This window comes from Stenotrophomonas sp. 01N47 (assembly GCF_056399165.1).
In genome coordinates, this window is the sequence record NZ_JBFTQU010000003.1 from 44,331 (window position 1) to 60,797 (window position 16,467).

At 66.6% G+C, this 16,467-nt stretch carries 13 protein-coding genes and 1 pseudogene; 6 read left to right on the forward strand and 8 right to left on the reverse strand.

What is annotated here, in order from left to right:
- The first annotated feature begins 19 nt into the window (after window positions 1-19).
- Window positions 20-433 carry a hypothetical protein gene (locus AC1DKR_RS06445; protein WP_140228099.1) on the forward strand — a complete coding sequence of 138 codons (414 nt, stop codon included), beginning with the start codon at window positions 20-22 and terminating at the stop codon, window positions 431-433.
- Between the two features lie 154 nt (window positions 434-587).
- Window positions 588-2,015 carry an amino acid permease gene (locus AC1DKR_RS06450; RefSeq protein WP_032978503.1) on the forward strand — a complete coding sequence of 476 codons (1,428 nt, stop codon included), beginning with the start codon at window positions 588-590 and terminating at the stop codon, window positions 2,013-2,015.
- Window positions 2,016-2,106: 91 nt separating this feature from the next.
- Here the strand turns inward: AC1DKR_RS06450 and AC1DKR_RS06455 are convergent.
- Window positions 2,107-3,264: pseudogene (locus AC1DKR_RS06455) on the reverse strand (dipeptidase); the annotation flags it as partial.
- Window positions 3,265-3,420: 156 nt separating this feature from the next.
- Here AC1DKR_RS06455 and AC1DKR_RS06460 point away from each other — a divergent pair.
- Together AC1DKR_RS06460 and AC1DKR_RS06465 are read left to right on the forward strand one after the other, a co-directional pair.
- Window positions 3,421-4,239, forward strand: coding sequence for a protein klaA (locus AC1DKR_RS06460; RefSeq protein ID WP_478031860.1), 819 nt, complete (start codon window positions 3,421-3,423; stop codon window positions 4,237-4,239).
- Window positions 4,236-5,102 carry a hypothetical protein gene (locus tag AC1DKR_RS06465; RefSeq protein ID WP_478031862.1) on the forward strand — a complete coding sequence of 289 codons (867 nt, stop codon included), beginning with the start codon at window positions 4,236-4,238 and terminating at the stop codon, window positions 5,100-5,102. Before AC1DKR_RS06460 ends, AC1DKR_RS06465 begins: the two co-directional genes overlap by 4 nt.
- Before the next feature lie 72 nt (window positions 5,103-5,174).
- Here AC1DKR_RS06465 and AC1DKR_RS06470 read toward each other — a convergent pair whose 3' ends face one another.
- Complete coding sequence (locus AC1DKR_RS06470) at window positions 5,175-6,344, reverse strand: class I SAM-dependent rRNA methyltransferase (protein ID WP_033832636.1); 1,170 nt, start codon at window positions 6,342-6,344, stop codon at window positions 5,175-5,177.
- Between the two features lie 350 nt (window positions 6,345-6,694).
- Here AC1DKR_RS06470 and AC1DKR_RS06475 point away from each other — a divergent pair, with 350 nt between their 5' ends.
- Entirely contained in the window at window positions 6,695-7,651 is a 957-nt protein-coding gene (locus AC1DKR_RS06475; protein WP_025875596.1) for a TerC family protein, read from the forward strand.
- 106 nt (window positions 7,652-7,757) lie between these two features.
- Window positions 7,758-8,528: a rhomboid family intramembrane serine protease gene (locus tag AC1DKR_RS06480; RefSeq protein WP_428704847.1), complete on the forward strand. Its 771-nt coding sequence runs from the start codon at window positions 7,758-7,760 to the stop codon at window positions 8,526-8,528.
- Window positions 8,529-8,724: 196 nt separating this feature from the next.
- Here the strand turns inward: AC1DKR_RS06480 and AC1DKR_RS06485 are convergent, their stop codons facing one another.
- The 6 genes from AC1DKR_RS06485 to rpmH form a co-directional block, all read right to left on the reverse strand.
- Complete coding sequence (locus AC1DKR_RS06485; RefSeq protein ID WP_312786213.1) at window positions 8,725-9,840, reverse strand: glycerophosphodiester phosphodiesterase; 1,116 nt, start codon at window positions 9,838-9,840, stop codon at window positions 8,725-8,727.
- A 110-nt stretch (window positions 9,841-9,950) separates the two neighbouring features.
- Complete coding sequence (mnmE, locus tag AC1DKR_RS06490; protein ID WP_478031867.1) at window positions 9,951-11,300, reverse strand: tRNA uridine-5-carboxymethylaminomethyl(34) synthesis GTPase MnmE; 1,350 nt, start codon at window positions 11,298-11,300, stop codon at window positions 9,951-9,953.
- Between the two features lie 3 nt (window positions 11,301-11,303).
- Window positions 11,304-13,973, reverse strand: a complete 2,670-nt coding sequence (locus AC1DKR_RS06495; RefSeq protein WP_478031872.1) for a polysaccharide deacetylase family protein — start codon at window positions 13,971-13,973, stop codon at window positions 11,304-11,306.
- A gap of 129 nt (window positions 13,974-14,102) precedes the next feature.
- Complete coding sequence (gene yidC / locus AC1DKR_RS06500) at window positions 14,103-15,818, reverse strand: membrane protein insertase YidC (RefSeq protein WP_025875582.1); 1,716 nt, start codon at window positions 15,816-15,818, stop codon at window positions 14,103-14,105.
- Complete coding sequence (gene rnpA / locus AC1DKR_RS06505; RefSeq protein ID WP_025875580.1) at window positions 15,818-16,312, reverse strand: ribonuclease P protein component; 495 nt, start codon at window positions 16,310-16,312, stop codon at window positions 15,818-15,820. The genes yidC and rnpA overlap by 1 nt, the downstream gene beginning before the upstream one ends.
- 5 nt (window positions 16,313-16,317) lie before the next feature.
- Window positions 16,318-16,458: a 50S ribosomal protein L34 gene (gene rpmH, locus AC1DKR_RS06510; protein ID WP_006404565.1), complete on the reverse strand. Its 141-nt coding sequence runs from the start codon at window positions 16,456-16,458 to the stop codon at window positions 16,318-16,320.
- Window positions 16,459-16,467 lie beyond the last annotated feature (9 nt).

Sequence of the window (16,467 nt, forward strand, 5' to 3'; positions counted from 1 at the left end):
CTCGTTGGACAAGAGCGCCATGGCCGCAACACCAACGCTCGCGGTCGCAGCAGCCCTGGTGCTGCTGCTTGCCAGTGGACCGGCCACGGCCGCACCGGACCACCGCTGCCTCAGCGGTGGCCGCGACAACACGATCCACCTGGAATGGCGCTGGCTGGACGATGGCCGCGCCGATGTGCGCTATGCCGGGCACAGCGAGCGCCTGCCGCTGCGGCGGGTCTCCGAACAGACCACGGTGCTGGACGAAGACCGCCCCTACCAGTTCGACACCGTCTGGGAAGAGCGCGTGGACGGTCGCATCAACGGTCACTACACACTGAGCACGCAGGGCGCACGGATCTACAGCTTCAGCTACGTGCGTGCCCGGGACGGTCGCCGCACGGACTTCGACGAAGACATCAACGCCTTCCAGGACGACGGCTGTCACTGGTAGGCGCCTGCGCTGAGGCCGTTTGTGCCGTTTCCGGCAGAGTGCCCAGCGTCCAGCGCGCGCTGTGTCGGCCATGACCCCCGTCAGTGGCAATGCTGCGCTGCGTTCGGTCACACTCGGGGACTTGTCGTTCTCAGTCACCCCTTCCGAGGCCTGCATGTCCCTGCTCCGGCGCAAGTCCCTAGATTCCGTCACCGTCCATGAAGCCGGCCGGCGTCTGGTCCCGACCCTCAGCTGGCCGCACCTGATCGCGCTGGGCATCGGCGCCATCGTCGGCACCGGCATCTATACCCTGATCGGCGTGGGTGCCGACCGCGCTGGCCCGGCCGTGCTGATCTCCTTCGCCATCGCCGGCGCGGTGTGTGCCTGCGCGGCATTGGCCTACGCAGAGCTGTCCACGATGATGCCTGCCGCCGGCAGCGCCTATACCTACAGCTACAGTGCCCTGGGCGAAGTGTTTGCCTGGGTGGTGGGCTGGAGCCTGATCCTGGAGTACTCGCTGGTGGTGAGTACCGTGGCGGTCGGCTGGTCCGGCTATTTCGTCGGCTTCCTGGAATGGGTACATACCCAGTTCGGCTGGGACCTGCGCCTGCCGGCGATGCTCGCGGCAGGCCCGCACGTCGATGGCGGCATGATCAACCTGCCCGCCATCGTCATCACCTGGCTGGTGGCCCTGATGCTGATGGCCGGTACCAAGGAAAGCGCCACCCTCAACGCGATCCTGGTCGTGTTCAAGCTGATCGCGCTGGCGATCTTCGTGGCGGTGGCCCTGCCGGCGTTCGACGCCAACAACCTGCAGCCGTTCATGCCTTACGGATTCGCCAAGACGCTGGGCCCGGATGGCGTCGAGCGCGGCGTGATGGCGGCAGCGGCGATCATCTTCTTCGCGTTCTACGGCTTCGACGCGATCTCCACCGCCGCCGAAGAAACCAAGAACCCCGGGCGCGACCTGTCCATCGGCATCATCGGCTCGATGGTCGGCTGCACCATCGTGTACGTGCTGGTGGCGCTGGCCGCGATCGGTGCGATGAGCTACACCGTGTTCGGCCAGAGTGCCGAGCCGCTGGCATTGATCATGCGCCAGCTGGGCCAGCCCACCGCCGCGATGCTGATCGGCGTGATCGCCATCATCGCCCTGCCGACCGTCTTGCTGGCCTTCCTGTACGGCCAGAGCCGCATCTTCTTCGTCATGAGCCGCGATGGACTGCTGCCGCGTGGCCTGTCCAAGGTCAACGCACGTACCGGCACGCCGGTGGCGACCACGCTGTTCACTGCCCTGGTGGTGTCGGCACTGGCCGGCGTTGCACGCCTGGACGAGATCGCCGCACTGGCCAATGCCGGTACCCTGGCCGCGTTCACCGCCGTTGGCATCTGCCTGGTGGTGCTGCGCGTGCGTGAGCCGAACCGCGAGCGCACCTTCCGCACGCCGTTGGCCTTCATTGTCGGCCCGCTGGCGGCGCTGGGCTGCATCTACCTGTTCATCAGCCTGCCGCACACCACCCAGCTCTACTTCCTGGCGTGGAACGTGGTCGGCCTGGTGCTGTACTTCGCCTACAGCCGTCGCAACGCGCTGATCGGCCGGTAAAGGTAGCGCCGGGCCAGGTCCGGCGGTCTTTGGGTCGTGCCGGCCGCTGGCCGGCAACCTTCGTATCAATTGGCTGCATGCAGTTGCCGGCTTCGCTGCACCCCTTGCGCAGCAGCCACGCGGTGATCTTCGGCAGCTGGCTGACATCGGGCAGGTCGCTCAGGCCACCACCGCCATCCCAGTCCAGACCGATGCCGACGTGCTCGGGGCCGACCACCTTCAGGATGTGCTCGAAATGGGCGAAGAAGTCGTCCAGGCTGGCGTGGCGCACCGGGTGTTCGTGGTCCAGTGCCTGCTCGGCCTTCTGCAGCGCCACGCCCTGTTCGATGGTCATGCCTTCCCAGCCACCCAGCTGCTTGCTCAGGGCTTCTTCGGCCTGCTTGCGCTCGGGCGACTTGGCGGTGTCGATCAGGTAGCCGCCATACGCGTTCACCTGGATCACCCCACCAGCCTTGGCCAGCTTGCGCAGGCGCGCGTCATCAAGATTGCGTGGGTGGTCGTAGACCGCCTTGGCCGAGCTGTGCGACAGCACGAACGGCACCGGCATCATCGCCAGCAGGTCGTCGAACACGGCATCGGAGGCGTGGGACTGGTCGATGACGATGCCCAGCTTCACCGCCTCGCGCACCAGGTCCTTGCCAGCCGGGCTCAGGCCCTTCCATTCAGCGCCCTTGGGGTCGGTGGCCGAATCGGCGAACTCGTTGTTGGCGAAATGCACGGTGCTGAGCAGGCGCAGGCCCGCACGGTGATAGAACGACAGCAGGCTGGGGTCGGCCACCAGCGGACTGGCGTTCTCCATGCTGATGTAGACCACGCGCTTGCCGGCGGCCTTGATCCGCGCCGCGTCATCGGCGGTCAGCGCCAATGCGAATCGCTCGGGATTGGCGGCCAGCATCTGCCGGATCTCCAGCAACCGCTGCAGGCCGTGGTCGCGCTCGGCCAGATGCGCGGCGGCCGTGCGGTCGCCCTGGTCGGTATAGATCGCCCAGAAGCCGCCATCAAGCGCACCTTCGACCATGCGCGGGTAGTCCACCTGCGAGAGTGCATTGCGGTCGTGCCGCTGCTCGATGTCGAAGCCGGTGCGGCCGAAATTGGCCGGCGTATCCAGATGACTGTCCAGGGTCAGCAAGCGCTGCTGCAGTGCCTTGGCACGGGCCAGCTCCTGCGCGCTGAAGTCGATGGCATGGGCGGACAGCGGCGCACTCAGCGCCAGGGCGAGCAGCAGGGACAGACGACGCAACGACGGCATGGGCATCCACCGGCAATGGGAAGGACACGACCATAGCGCCGCGACGGCCAACGCCGGTAGTGCCGTATTGACCCGCCAGCTCCATTACACTCGCCGGTAGCCGATAAATCAGCGTGCAGCATCGCGTGCTGCGTCGACCATGGAATGGAAGCATCGATGTCGAACTCCCAGCCTCCGGCGCTGCCCGTGCAGGGCCAGGCGCCCGTCCCCGCCAACACGGTCACCGTCGAGCAGCTCAAGCGTGATGTGCTGCCAACGTTGTTTGCCGGGCGTACCGACATCGGCCGCTATGGCCCGGCCGACCTGGCCAGCGCCAGCGCCGAGCCGGCCTGGCAGGATGGCAGCGCCAACGCGCTGGCCCAGGCGCTTGCCGAACTGGTCAGCCGGCTGTCCGAACACGATCCCAATGCCCTGCTGCAGCGCGCGGGGTGGTGGGAGCGGTTTACCGGGGCCGATATCGAAGAACGCCTGCGCCGGCGCATCGCGATGGGCAGCAACGTGGATGTGCTGGCCAGGATCGAGCGCGAGGCCATCGCCGTGCGCGCCAGCGTCGATCGACTGGATGCGCAGCTGATCGAGCATGACGTGCAGGGTGTGCGACTGCAGGTGTACATCGATGCGGGCGTGCAGTTCCTCCAGGAACTGCCAGCAACCGTGGACAGCGCCGATGATGCGCCGGTGCTCGACCGTCCAGTCGAGCGGCTGCAACGCCGGGTCGCCAACCTGACCGCCCTGCTGGCCAGCCATTCGATGAGCCGGATGCAGGTGCAGCTGGCACGCAGCCATGCCATCGACCTGCTGGACCGTTACAGCGAGACGGTGCAGATCCTGCTGCCGATCTGGCGCCAGACCATCCAGGCGCTGCACAACAGCGACAATGCCAGCCCGCAGATGATCGCCAGCGCTGCGCAGGCGCAGGACCAGCTGAAACAGGCCCTGCAGCAGTTGCTGCGCACATCGGGGGTGCCGGCATGAGCCCGCCGGTGCGCGATCCGCTGCAGATCCCGCCGGATCTGCAGGCGCGGGTGGAAGCCGTTCCGGGCCTGCGCGCGTTTTACCGGCGGGCCTCGCTGCTGCGGGTCTTCGGCCTGGCCTGCCTTCCGCTGGCGGCCACGGCGCTGGCCTACATGGCGCTGGCATTTACCGGCACCGAGCTGGGCCCCCCTTCGTGGGCACAGGTGCCGGCCGGCTATGGGGCGAAGGACACAGGCAAGCAGTTGCTCATCCTGCTGGTCATGACCCCCTTGCTGCTGGTGTGGATGTTCTTCGGCGTGCGCGACCTGCTCAGCCGCCATCGCCTTCGCCGCTTCGCCTGGTCGTTCGCGCTGGGTTCGATGCTGCTGTGCGGTGCATGGGGAAGCATGGGCATCACCGCACCCGCCATGGGCCAGGGCGATCGCCTCGACCATCGCCAGCTGGACGCGCTGATCACCAGTCCAGACTTCAGCGGCTTCAGCCCCCAGTGGCAGGCCTATCTGCGTGCACAGCAGGAGCTTCCCTACGGCGTGGCCTCGCCGGCCGTGGTCGCCACCGCCCGTGCGCTGGCCAAGGGCGAGGACATCGGTGTTCCGGTATCGCCGGCAATGCAGTCACGCTTCGAGAAAGCAGCCGGTCTGCCCCGCTCCGAACGGCCACAGCGATGGCATGACCAGCGTCTGCTGGGCTGGCTTCTGTTCGACGTCGGCTGGGTGCTGGCGTTGCTTGCGGTACCGGCGCTGCTTGCGCTGGGTACGGTGGCGATCGTGCTCGGCCGCCGCCTGCGCCGCAGGTCCGAAGTGATCAACGGGTTGCTGCAGCAGCTGCAGCCGGTTCCTGCGCAACCGCGCGCGCAGCTCTGAGGCTGGCGCACGGGGGCAGTCTTCCGCGCTGTGTGCGGGAGCCGAGCAGCACTCGGCTCCACGCGCCGTGGGTCAGTCCACCACGCGGCAGAACACGGCCTTCAGGTAACGCGATTCCTGCACGTGGGCCATGAACGGATGGTCCGGACCGGCGCCGGCCACCTTCAGGATCTGGATGGTGCGGCCCGAGAAGTACGCTGCACGACGCAGCATGTCCAGGAACTGGTCCTCGGCCACCAGGCCGGTGCAGGAGAACGTGGCGAACAGGCCACCGGGCTTGACCACGCCCAGCGCCAGCTTGTTCATGTCCAGGTACTTCTTCAGCGCGGTGATCACCTGGTCGCGGTCGCGGGTCATCTTCGCCGGGTCCAGGATCACCACGTCGTACTGCTCGCCGCGGTTGGCCGCATCACGCAGCCACGGGAAGATGTCGGACTGGACGAACTTCGGGCGCACGTTGTTCAGACGCGAATTGCCCTTGGCGATCTGGATGACGTCTTCATCGATGTCGATGCCGACCACTTCCGATGCACCGCGCGCGGCCGCATACACGGCGAAACCGCCGGTGTTGCAGCACAGGTCGAGCACGCTCTTGCCTTCCACCTGCTGGCTCAGCCATTCACGGTTCTCGCGCTGGTCGGCGAAGAAACCGGTCTTGTGCGCACCGGCCGGGTCGGCGCGGAACTTGATGCCGTACTCGGTGATCACCGACGCTTCGGTGGTGGTGTTGCCGTGGAAGTCGAAGCTTTCCTGCTTCTGCACGTGCTCGTCGGCGAAGCTGTGGAAGCGGCAGCCCGGGAACTGTTCGCGCAGCGCTTCGTAGATCCACTCACGGTGGCGGAACATGCCGGCGGCGAAGAACTCGACCACCACCAGATCGTTGTAACGGTCCACCACCAGGCCGGACAGGCCGTCGCCTTCACTGTGCACCACGCGCCAGGCGTCGGACACCGCGTCCAGCTTCAGCACCTCGCGGCGCAGCGACACCGCCTGGGCGATCTTGCGCGAGAACCAGCCAGCATCCACCGGGATCTGCGGGTCGGTTTCGAGGATGCGTACGGCAATACGCGAATGCCCGTTGTAGAAGCCACGGCCGATGAACTCGCCGTCCACGCCGACGACATCGACGAGCGAGCCGGGCTTGGGGCGGACGGTCGGCTTTTCGACCAGTTTCTGGAAAATCCACGGGTGGCTGGAACGCCACGCGTTCTTGAGGCGGACAACGGGGAGGGCGGTATTCATCCGCCTATTGTAAACCGGGCGCCGGGGTCAGATCCCCACAGGGGCTCTGACCCCTTGGTCGTTGTGGGAATGGGTCGGAGCCCCCAGCGGGGATCCGACCCCGGCCCAGCATTTGACGCCGGCCCCGCCAGGCCGCAGAATCGGCGGCAGAAGGGGAGTAGCTCCCAGACGTTGTCGCCGTCAATTCGAGCCCGCAGGCTCCGGTGCAACGGCAGTTCCGGCCCATCGGAACTGCGAGCGAGACCTTCGCCGTACTGGCGAAGCTCTGTCCCTGGATCCCCTCCCGATCCTCCGTTGCAGATCCTCGCCGTCCGGCTTGAGGCATTTTTCATTTCCCAACGGACAAACCCATGCAGACGATCGGTAATTTGTGGTTGTGGGGCGGCTTCGCAGCGGTGGTGGTCATCGCCCTGCTGGTCGACCTCGTATTGATGCGCCACGGTGGCCCGCACAAGGTCACTTTCAAGGAAGCCCTGTGGTGGTCCATCGGCTGGGTCGCGCTGGCGCTGGCCTTCAATGGCGGCCTCTGGTTCTACCTGAACGAGACCGCCGGCCAGGTCGTGGCCAACAAGGTCGGCCTGGAGTTCCTGACCGGCTATCTGGTCGAGAAAGCGCTGGCGGTGGACAACATCTTTGTCTTCCTGATGATCATGAGCTACTTCGCGGTGCCGGAGGAACAGCGCCAGAAGGTGCTGATCATCGGCATCCTGGGTGCGATCGTGCTGCGTACGATCATGATCTTCGCTGGCAGCGTGCTGATCACCCAGTTCCACTGGCTGCTCTATGTATTCGGCGCCTTCCTGCTCTTCACCGGCTGGAAGATGTGGTTCGCCGCGGGCCAGGAGCCTGACCTGGAAGCCAACCCGGCCCTGCGCTGGATGCGCAAGCACCTGCGCCTGCTGCCGGACTACGAAGGCAATGCGATGAGCGTCAAGCGCGACGGCGTGCGCTGGTTCACCCCGCTGTTCGCGGTGCTGATCCTGATCGCGGTGACCGACGTGATCTTCGCGGTTGACAGCATCCCGGCGATCTTCGCGATCACCACCGACCCGTTCATCGTGCTGACCTCCAACGTGTTCGCGGTGCTCGGCCTGCGTGCGATGTTCTTCCTGCTGGCCGGCATGGCCGACCGCTTCCACCTGCTGCCGTACGGCTTGGCCCTGGTGCTGGCCTTCATCGGCATCAAGATGATGATCATCGACCTGTTCAAGATCCCGACCCCGATCTCGCTGGGCGTGGTCGCGGTGATCATCGCCGCCACGGTGGTGCTGAGCCTGAAGAACCCGCCGAAGGAAGGCGGCGCCTGATCCTGGCCGATTGAACGCTGCGGCCGGTGGATTGTCCCGCCGGTCGCAGCCACTCTCCCGCGGCGGTGGCCTTGGTTTCGCGCCGGCCACCGCCATTGCTGAGGGTATGAACACGAACGCGCCCCTGCCCGCCGGCGACGCGCCGGCCGTCCGCAACGACCGCACGCGCATCCTGCGCGCCTTCAATGCCAGCCTGGCCGCCGTGCTGGTGCTGGTGGCTGTGTTCGCCCTGCAGGACCATTTCGACTGGCGGCCCTGGGCGGTCGCACCGCTGGAAGCCAAGGGCCTGCTTGGCCTGATCGGCGGACCGCTGCTGCATGGCTCGGTCGAACACATTGCCGCCAACAGCTTCGCCATCCTGATCCTCGGTACCTTGGCCGGCAGCGTCTATCCCAAAGCCACGCTGCGTGCCCTGCCCCTGTTGTGGCTGGGCTCGGGCATCGGTGCGTGGATGCTCGGCAACCCCGGCAGCTTCCATCTCGGCGCCAGTGGCGTCACCCACGGCCTGATGTTCCTGCTGGCCAGCCTTGGCCTGCTGCGCCGCGACCGCGCGGCGATCGCCACCGGGCTGATCGGCATGCTGTTCTACGGCGGCATGCTGATGACCGTGCTGCCGCATGCCGACGGTGTGTCCTGGCAGTCGCACATGGGTGGAGCCTTCGCCGGCATCATCGCCGCGCTGCTGTTCCGCAACGCCGATCCGCTGCCGCCGCGCCCGCGTTACAGCTGGGAGGACGAGGAAGACGAGGTCGAGCCGCTGGCCGATGACGAACTCGAGCCGCCGTCGCCGCAGCGCGTGCCGGTGCTGTGGCAGCCACGCGAGGGTCAGGACTATGTGGTGATCCCGTTCCGCCGGCCGGAAGACCCGCGCTCGTGATGCAACGGTAGTGCCGGCCGATGGCCGGCAAGCTCCTAAGCGTGTCGAGGTCGGATCCCCGAAGGGGCTCTGACCCTGGGCGCCGCATTCTCGCGTTCCGGTAGTAGCCGACCTTGGTCGGCGCTCATGCGTCCGGCGTTCCCATGCTTCCTGCTGCGACCGCGTGCCAACCAAGGTTGGCATCTACCAGAGCGGGTCAGTTCGCCGCGTTCACCGCCGCGCCTGTTCCATCCACCGCCTGCCGGCCCAGGGCCGGGTCATCGGTGAAGAAGGCATCGATGCCCGTCGCCAGGTAGGCGCGCATCTCCGCGATCGATCCTTCGGCGTTGCGCGCATTGTCCGCGCCCTTGCGCAGGTTGCTGGCCTGGAAGTGGTTCTCCGGGCGGAAGGTGTACGGAATCACCATCAGGCCCACCGCGTGCGCATCGCGCACCAGCGCCGTCGGCGTGCCCAGCGCACCGTTGGCATCCAGCGGGATGATCGAGCGCAGCTCCGGGCCGATGCCGTCGGCATAGGCCGCGATGTCCTTCAGCCCCGCCGGGGTCATCATCTGCGCATAGGTCAGCGCGCCGCCGGCCTTGGCGATGTCGGCCGGCTGCGTATCGCCCTTCCACAGCAGCTGCAGCAGGCGGATGTTGCTGCCGCGCGGGATCTTGCCGCGCAGGTAGCGCAGGTTGGCCGTCTCGAACGACTGGATGGTGACCGGGCCGACGTTGGTATAGGCGTTGCCGCGCAGCGCGGCCAGCAGCGTGTCTTCCATCGGCAGGCCGATCGACTGGAAGTAGGTCGGGTGCTTGATCTCCGGCACCAGGCCGATGCCACGGTTGGCACGACCGGCCTGCTGGACCAGGAACGCCAGGATCTCGTCCAGGCTGGCGATGCGGAACTGGCCGTCATAGGCGGTGCTGCGGAACTCCGGCAGGCGCTCGCGGGCGTACAGCGTCTTCAGCTCGGCCAGGGTGAAGTCTTCGGTGAACCAGCCTTCGACCGTCTGCCCGTCGATGACCTTGCGGGTCTTCCGCTTGGCGAATTCCTTGTGCTCGGCCACATCGGTGGTGCCACCGATCTCGTTCTCATGGCGGGCCACCATCACCCCGTCCTTGGTCATCACCAGGTCCGGTTCGATGTAGTCGGCGCCGTCGGCGATGGCCTGCGCATAGGCCGCCAGCGTGTGCTCGGGCAGCAGCGCGCTTGCGCCGCGGTGGCCGTAGACCGACACCTTGGGCGCGGCGGGAGGGGAGGATTCAGCACTCATGGCCACCGATGGTGCCACGGCCAGCGACAACAGCAACGCACGACCCCACGACTTCACTGCGACTTCCCCAAGCGGTTTGTGATGGGCGTCAGTATGCGGCGGGAATGTGACAGGTTGGGGGAGCTGATTTCCCTGGATTGCCGGCCAGCGGCCGGCACTACCAAGGCTTACTTGCCGATGCAGAAACTGGAGAAAATCCTTCCCAGCAGATCATCGGCACTCATCTGCCCGGTGATTTCGCCCAGCGCGTCGTGCGCCAGCCGCAGCTCCTCGGCCGCCAGCTCCAAGTGCTCGTGCACCAGCTCGCCATCCGCCCGCTGCGCGTGTTCCTGTGCGCGTTCGATCGCATCGACGTGGCGGGTGCGTGCGGAAAACTCTCCCTCCACCTGCTCCCCTGCGCCGGCCGAAGCGATCGAACGCAGCCGCACGTGCAGGTCATCCAACCCCGCGCCGGTCGCAGCGGAGACGAGCACGCGGTCCGGGTCGTCCAGCACCGGCATCGCATCCAGCAGATCCGACTTGTTGTGGATGTAGACCTTGTGCGGCACCGCCAGTACCGCTTCGCCGATCGCGGCTTCGCCGGCTGCCGGATCGCGTGCATCCAGCACGATCAACGCCAGGTCGGTGCGCTCGATCTCCGCGCGCGCGCGACGCATGCCTTCGCGTTCGATGGCATCGCCACCGTCGCGCAGTCCAGCAGTGTCGACCAGAGTCAGCTCCAGGCCATCCAGGCGGATGGTCTCGCGCAGCGTGTCGCGGGTGGTGCCAGCGATGTCGGTGACGATGGCACGCTCGCTGCCGGCCAGCGCGTTCAACAGCGAACTCTTGCCGGCATTCGGTGGCCCGATCAGCACCGCATGCAGGCCATCGCGCAGGCGGCGGCCACGCTCTGCGTCGCGACGCAGCAGGGCCAGATCGCTGCGGGCCTGTTCCAGCCCGCGCCGCACCTGTGCACCACCCAGCGTATCCAGCGGTTCGTCGGCGAAATCGATGGCTGCTTCCACGTGGATGCGCAGCAGCACCAGCTGTTCGACCACCGCCTCGATGCGGCGCGAGAACACGCCGTCCAGTGAACGTCGTGCCGCGCGCGCAGCGCGGTTGTCCCCGGCCGCGATCAGATCGGCGATGGCTTCGGCCTGTGCCAGGTCGAGCTTGCCGTTGAGAAACGCGCGCTCACTGAACTCGCCGGGCCGCGCCTGCCGCGCGCCCAATGCAATGCAGCGCGCGACCAGTTGCTGCAGCAGCACCGGGCTGCCATGGCCCTGCAGCTCCACCACTTCTTCGCCGGTGAAGCTGTTCGGCGCCGGGAACCACAGCACGATGCCATCATCGATCACCTCACCGTCTGCATCGCGCAGGCGCGCGTAATGCGCATGCCGCGGGCGCAACGTCGGTGCGCCGAGCGCGTTGGCAATCGCTGCGGCACGCGGGCCTGACAGGCGCAGCAGGCCCACGCCACCCGCGCCGGGTGCGCTGGCAATGGCCACGATGGTCTCGGTACGCTTCATATCGTTCATCGCTCAGAGCTTCTCCAGCTGCGCGCGCGCCTGCGCCGCACCACTGCCTTGCGGTTGCAGGGCCAGGTAGGTGGTGTAGGCCTGCTTCGCTTTGGCCTTGTCGCCGGCGTTGAAGTAGGCATCGCCCAGGTTGAGATGGGCCACCGCGCGCGACGGATCGATCTTCAGGGTGTTCTCCAGCCAGCGCGCCGCTTCGGCGTAGCGCTGCTGGCGGTAATAGACGAAGCCGAGGTTGTTGGCCGCCTGGGCGAAATCAGGGCGCAGCTTCAGCGCCTCGGCGAACTGCACGGCGGCTTCGTCGTAGCGCTTCTCGCGGTACAACTGCAGGCCACGGTCATTGGCCTGCTGCGCGCGCTGGCGGTCGGAGGCCGGTCCGGCCGTCGGCACCACCAGCTTGGCCTTGCCACCCTGCAGGTCGGCCACGGTCACTGGCGCTTCGCTGTTCTTGCCGTCCTGGGCAGCGTCGACCTTGTTGTTCAGGGCGATCGCGTCGGCTGTCAGCTGCCGCGTGTCGGCGTTGAGGTATTCCTGGCTGTCCGGCACCTGGAACACGAACTCGCCCCCCTGCGAGCCGGGCAGGCTGCCGAAGGCCGGCGTCTGCTGCGAGACCGCCGACACCGCCGGCGCCACATAGGCGGCCAGCTCGGTACCGGTGATCAGGCCATCGCCATTGAGATCGCCCTTGCCGGCCAATGCCTGCAGCAGCACCCAGGTAAACACCGAGTGTCCGTTCGGGCCGGCATCGGCCACCTGCTGGTCGGCGCCGCCAGCGGTCAGCATCTGCCGCGCGCTGCGGCGTGCATTCTCGCGCAGGAACGACGACGACGACGGGCCGCCGCGGGTCAGGCCAAGGCCGCTGTAGCAGGCATCCATCACGAACATCACATGCTTGGCCTGCATGCTCTCGGCGATGTTCTGGATATCGGTCATCGCGATCGCGTCGGTGGCGAATTCCTTCGGGTCCGAATCAACCGGAATGATGTAGCCGAGGTCGCGCCCGGATGCCAGCTGACGGGTAGCACCGTGGCCGGCGAAGAACACGAACACGCGATCATTCCTGCCGGTGCGGTCGTCGGACAGCCGATCGTGGAAGGCGGCCAGGATGTTGTTGCGGGTGGCCTGTTCGTTCTTCAGCACGATCACCTGCGAGGACGGGAAGCCGAACTGCCCGGTCAGCGTATCGGCCACGGCCTGGGCATCGTGGCTGGCGTATTCCAGCTTCGGCCACTTGGCGTAGTTGTCGATGCCGACCACGATCGCCCACGATTTTTCATAGCCGGTGGTGACGGTGGCATCGCGGTCGCTGCCCTTGCGCGGCCGGGCGACGCTGAAGTCGCGGCCATTCCAGCCGGCGAACTGGTATCCATCGGCGATCAGCCGGTCCAGGATCTGCGGCAGTGCCTTCACCGCGCGGTCGTGGATATCGTGGAACAGGATGATGCCGCGCTGTTCCTTGTTCACCTGGTCGAGCACGCGCTGCACGATCGATTCGGGCACCGGGTCGGCCCAGTCCATCGAATCGATGTTCCACATGATCGACTTCAGGCCCGCCTCGTTGAGCAGCTGCAGGCCTTCGGCGTTCCGTGCGCCATACGGGAAGCGGAACAGCGGCGCGCGCTTGCTGTCCACGTCCTTCAGCAGGGTATCGGTGTCCAGCACCTGCTGGCGCAGCGCATCACCGGTGGTGCGCGACAGCTGCGCATGGGTCAGGCTGTGGTTGCCGACGGCGTAGCCCTCTTCCATCAGGTTGCGGCTGATCTTCGCCATCGGGCCGAGGCTGACCTTGCCGTCGGTGTCGACCTTGCCCAGGTTGCGACCGACCTCGAAGAACACGCCCGGTACGTCGTAGCGCTTGAGGATGGCCACCACTTCATCGGTATAGGCCTTGTGCGGGCCATCGTCGAAGGTCAGCACCACCGTCTTCGGCGGCAGATCGCGGCCGAAGATCTCGCGGTCGCTGTCCTTCATCGACATCGGGTACGGCTCGATCACGCCGTAGTCGCGCAGGATCGCTTCGCGGCTGTAGTCCTTGTGCAGGTGCGCGATGTAGTCGTCCCACTTCTCGCGCTTCAGTTCGATGGCACGGGTGCGCTCGAAGCGGCTGAAGATGCGGGTCAGTTCCTGGTTGTAGTTGCGCTCGATCTCGTCCAGCGCCTCCAGATCTTCGCCGATGCGCTGGTGCAGCTTCACCGCCGGCAACGAGGAGTCAGCGCCGATGCGTTCGTGCAGGTCACGCAGCACCTCGCGGAACGCCAAGCGATCGGCATCGAACAGTTCCGGTGCCGACTCGATGTAATCCAGCACCGTGCCCAGGGTTGCGAAGCGCTGCGGGCTGGTGCCGCGCAGCAGCGTGTCGAACTGCGCGGCAATGGCGCTGCGCTGTTCCAGGCCATCGTGGAACAGCTGCTGGCCGATGCGGGTGGAGGTGGTGCGATCGGCCTCGGACTGCTGTTCCTCATCGGCCAGCAGCACGATGATCCGTCGATAGCCGTCGAGCTGCTTCTGCAATGCGCCCAGCAACGGCGCGGCGGCCGGGTCGGCGGCGGCAGCGGCCTGTGCGCTCGGCTGGGTGACTGCCGCCGGTGCCTGCGCGTCCTTGTCGCTGCAGCCGGCCACGAGCAGGGTCAACAGCAGGCTGGGCAGGAACAGGCGGAACGACGGCGCACGCAGCATGGCGGACTCGAACAAAGGGGAATGGTGTGCCGGCGATTCTAACGCCGCATGCGAAAAGCCCGCCTTGCGGCGGGCCTTTGCTGGGCCAGCCGGCCAGCGGCCGGCTCTACCCGTCGGCGCAGACGCGCCTTACTTTTTCTTGGCCGGAGCGGTAGCTGCCGTGGCCGGCACCGGATCGCTGCCGTGGCGCTTGGTCATCCACCACTGCTGCAGCAGGCCCAGGCCACCATTGACCACCCAGTACAGCACCAGGCCGGACGGCATGAAGGCCATCATGACGCCGAACACCAGCGGCATGAACTGCATCATCTTCTGCTGCATCGGGTCCATGCCCGGTGCTGGCGTCAGCTTCTGGGTGAACCACATCACCGCCACGTTGATCACCGGCAGGATGAAGTACGGGTCACGGGCGGTCAGGTCCTGGATCCAGCCGAACCAGGGCGCCTGGCGCAGTTCGACCGATTCCACCAGCACCCAGTACAGGGCGAAGAAGATCGGCATCTGGATGAGGATCGGCAGGCAGCCGCCCATCGGATTGATCTTTTCCTTCTTGTACAGCTCCATCATCGCGGTCTGGAACTTCTGGCGGTCATCGCCATAGCGTTCCTTCAGCTGTGCGATGCGCGGCTGGAAGCGACGCATCTTGGCGCCACTCTTGTACTGCGTCGCCGACAGCGGGTACAGCACGATCTTCAGCAGCACCACCAGACCGACGATGGCCCAGCCCCAGTTGCCCACCAGCTTGTGCACCTGGTTAAGCACCCAGAACAGGCCCTGGCCGATCACCGCCATCATCGAGAAGCGGCTGTAGTCGACCACACGGTCCAGACCCGGCACGTCTTCCTTGGCGATCAGGTTGACCAGCTTCGGGCCGACCCACAGGCGGGCCTCGGTGCTGGTGGACTGGCCCGGGGCCACGGTGAAGGCCGGGCCACGTGCTTCGATCAGGTCACGACCGGCCACCTGCGACAGCACGTAGTGTGCGGTCTGGTCCTTCTGCGGGATCCAGGCGGTGAAGAAGTGGTGCTGCAGCATCGCCAGCCAGCCGCCGGTGATGTTCTGGTTCAGCGCGCCATCGTCCAGATAATCCTTGAACGCACGACGCTGGTACTTCTTGTCGTTGTCGTACCAGGTGGCACCGTTGAAGCTGAACGAGTCCGGGTTGGTCATGCTCCGCGACAGGATCGTCGGGCTGCGGTCCAGGGTGCGGTAGACGTAGCCGTTCCACGGTGCGGCGCCGGCATTGCTGACTTCATCCTTGAAGCGGATCGCATACTCGTTGCGGCCCACGATCAGGGTGCGCTTGATGGTCACGCCGTTGTCGGCGGTCCATACGAACGGAACCTGCAGTTCGTTCTGGCCCTTGGCCAGCACGAAGTCGCGGGTGTCACCGACCAGCTTGAAACCGTCGGCACCCGGCACCGGGGTGTTCTTGTCTTCGCTGGCCCAGCCGCTGATCGCGCTGTAGGGATGCGCGGGATCTTCGGTCAGCAGGCGCACCGGCGGGCTGCCTTCGTCCTTGCTCTGCGGGAACTGCAGCAGTTCGGCGTCGAGCACGCGGCCGCCATCGAGCTTCAGGCGCAGCACGTCGGTGGTGATGGTCACGGTCTGTGCGGACGGGGTGGCGCTGGCCTGGGCCTGTGCAGCGGCCTGACCCGGGGCACCGGGAACCTGCGCGCTGGGGATGCTGCCCGGGGACGCACCGGGGACGCTCTGGGCGGCGGCCGGGGCCGAGCTGGTCGTCGGCGCCGGGGTCGGGGCGGACTTCTCACGGCTCCACTCCATCCACAGCAGCACGGCCACCATCAGCCAGGCAAAGATCAGGAAAACACGGGTCTGGTTCATCAGCAGGCAGGCTCAGCGGGGCCGGGACGCGGTGCCGGCTCGGTGACGGAGGAAATGGCAATGCCATCAGGCGGCGGCATTGTGCCGTCCACGCCCGGCGCGGGCAATGCGCGCAGGCGCCGCAGCAGGCGCAGGAAGGCCTGGCGGATATCTTCGTTGCTGGCATGACGCGCAGCAGTACGAGCCACGACGACGAAGTCGCCTGGCTGTATGTCGGTTCGTGTCTGACGCAAGGCGTCGCGCAGGACGCGCTTGATCCGGTTACGCCCAACGGCGTGAGGATCGACCTTGCGGGAAACCGCCAGACCCAGCCTGGCCGGCCGGTCAGCCGGTAGCCAGTGCAGGGTCATCAGCGGATCGGACACACGGCGGGCGCCGTTGAAGACCGTTGAATATTCGGCACGCGTGCGAACCCGCGCAGAGCGAGGGAATCGCTTGCGCGGGTCTGCAGTATTCACTGTCGAATGGATTGCGTCTGCCGCTGGATGCGGCATGGCAATCAGGCGCTCAGGACTTTGCGGCCCTTGGCGCGGCGACGCGACAGGATCTTGCGGCCGTCAGCGGTCTTCATACGGGCACGGAAGCCGTGGTCGCGCTTACGCTTGAGGTTGCTGGGCTGGAAGGTGCGCTTGGTGGCCATGTGGGCCTC

Excerpts from the sequence above, each read along its gene's own strand:
- AC1DKR_RS06445 (WP_140228099.1), top strand. The coding sequence starts at position 20 with ATGGCCGCAACACCAACGCTCGCGGTCGCAGCAGCCCTGGTGCTGCTG.
- AC1DKR_RS06450 (WP_032978503.1), top strand. The coding sequence starts at position 588 with ATGTCCCTGCTCCGGCGCAAGTCCCTAGATTCCGTCACCGTCCATGAA.
- AC1DKR_RS06460 (WP_478031860.1), top strand. The coding sequence starts at position 3,421 with ATGTCGAACTCCCAGCCTCCGGCGCTGCCCGTGCAGGGCCAGGCGCCC.
- AC1DKR_RS06465 (WP_478031862.1), top strand. The coding sequence starts at position 4,236 with ATGAGCCCGCCGGTGCGCGATCCGCTGCAGATCCCGCCGGATCTGCAG.
- AC1DKR_RS06470 (WP_033832636.1), bottom strand. The coding sequence starts at position 6,344 with ATGAATACCGCCCTCCCCGTTGTCCGCCTCAAGAACGCGTGGCGTTCC.
- AC1DKR_RS06475 (WP_025875596.1), top strand. The coding sequence starts at position 6,695 with ATGCAGACGATCGGTAATTTGTGGTTGTGGGGCGGCTTCGCAGCGGTG.
- AC1DKR_RS06480 (WP_428704847.1), top strand. The coding sequence starts at position 7,758 with ATGAACACGAACGCGCCCCTGCCCGCCGGCGACGCGCCGGCCGTCCGC.
- mnmE (WP_478031867.1), bottom strand. The coding sequence starts at position 11,300 with ATGAACGATATGAAGCGTACCGAGACCATCGTGGCCATTGCCAGCGCA.
- AC1DKR_RS06495 (WP_478031872.1), bottom strand. The coding sequence starts at position 13,973 with ATGCTGCGTGCGCCGTCGTTCCGCCTGTTCCTGCCCAGCCTGCTGTTG.
- yidC (WP_025875582.1), bottom strand. The coding sequence starts at position 15,818 with ATGAACCAGACCCGTGTTTTCCTGATCTTTGCCTGGCTGATGGTGGCC.
- rnpA (WP_025875580.1), bottom strand. The coding sequence starts at position 16,312 with ATGCCGCATCCAGCGGCAGACGCAATCCATTCGACAGTGAATACTGCA.
- rpmH (WP_006404565.1), bottom strand. The coding sequence starts at position 16,458 with ATGGCCACCAAGCGCACCTTCCAGCCCAGCAACCTCAAGCGTAAGCGC.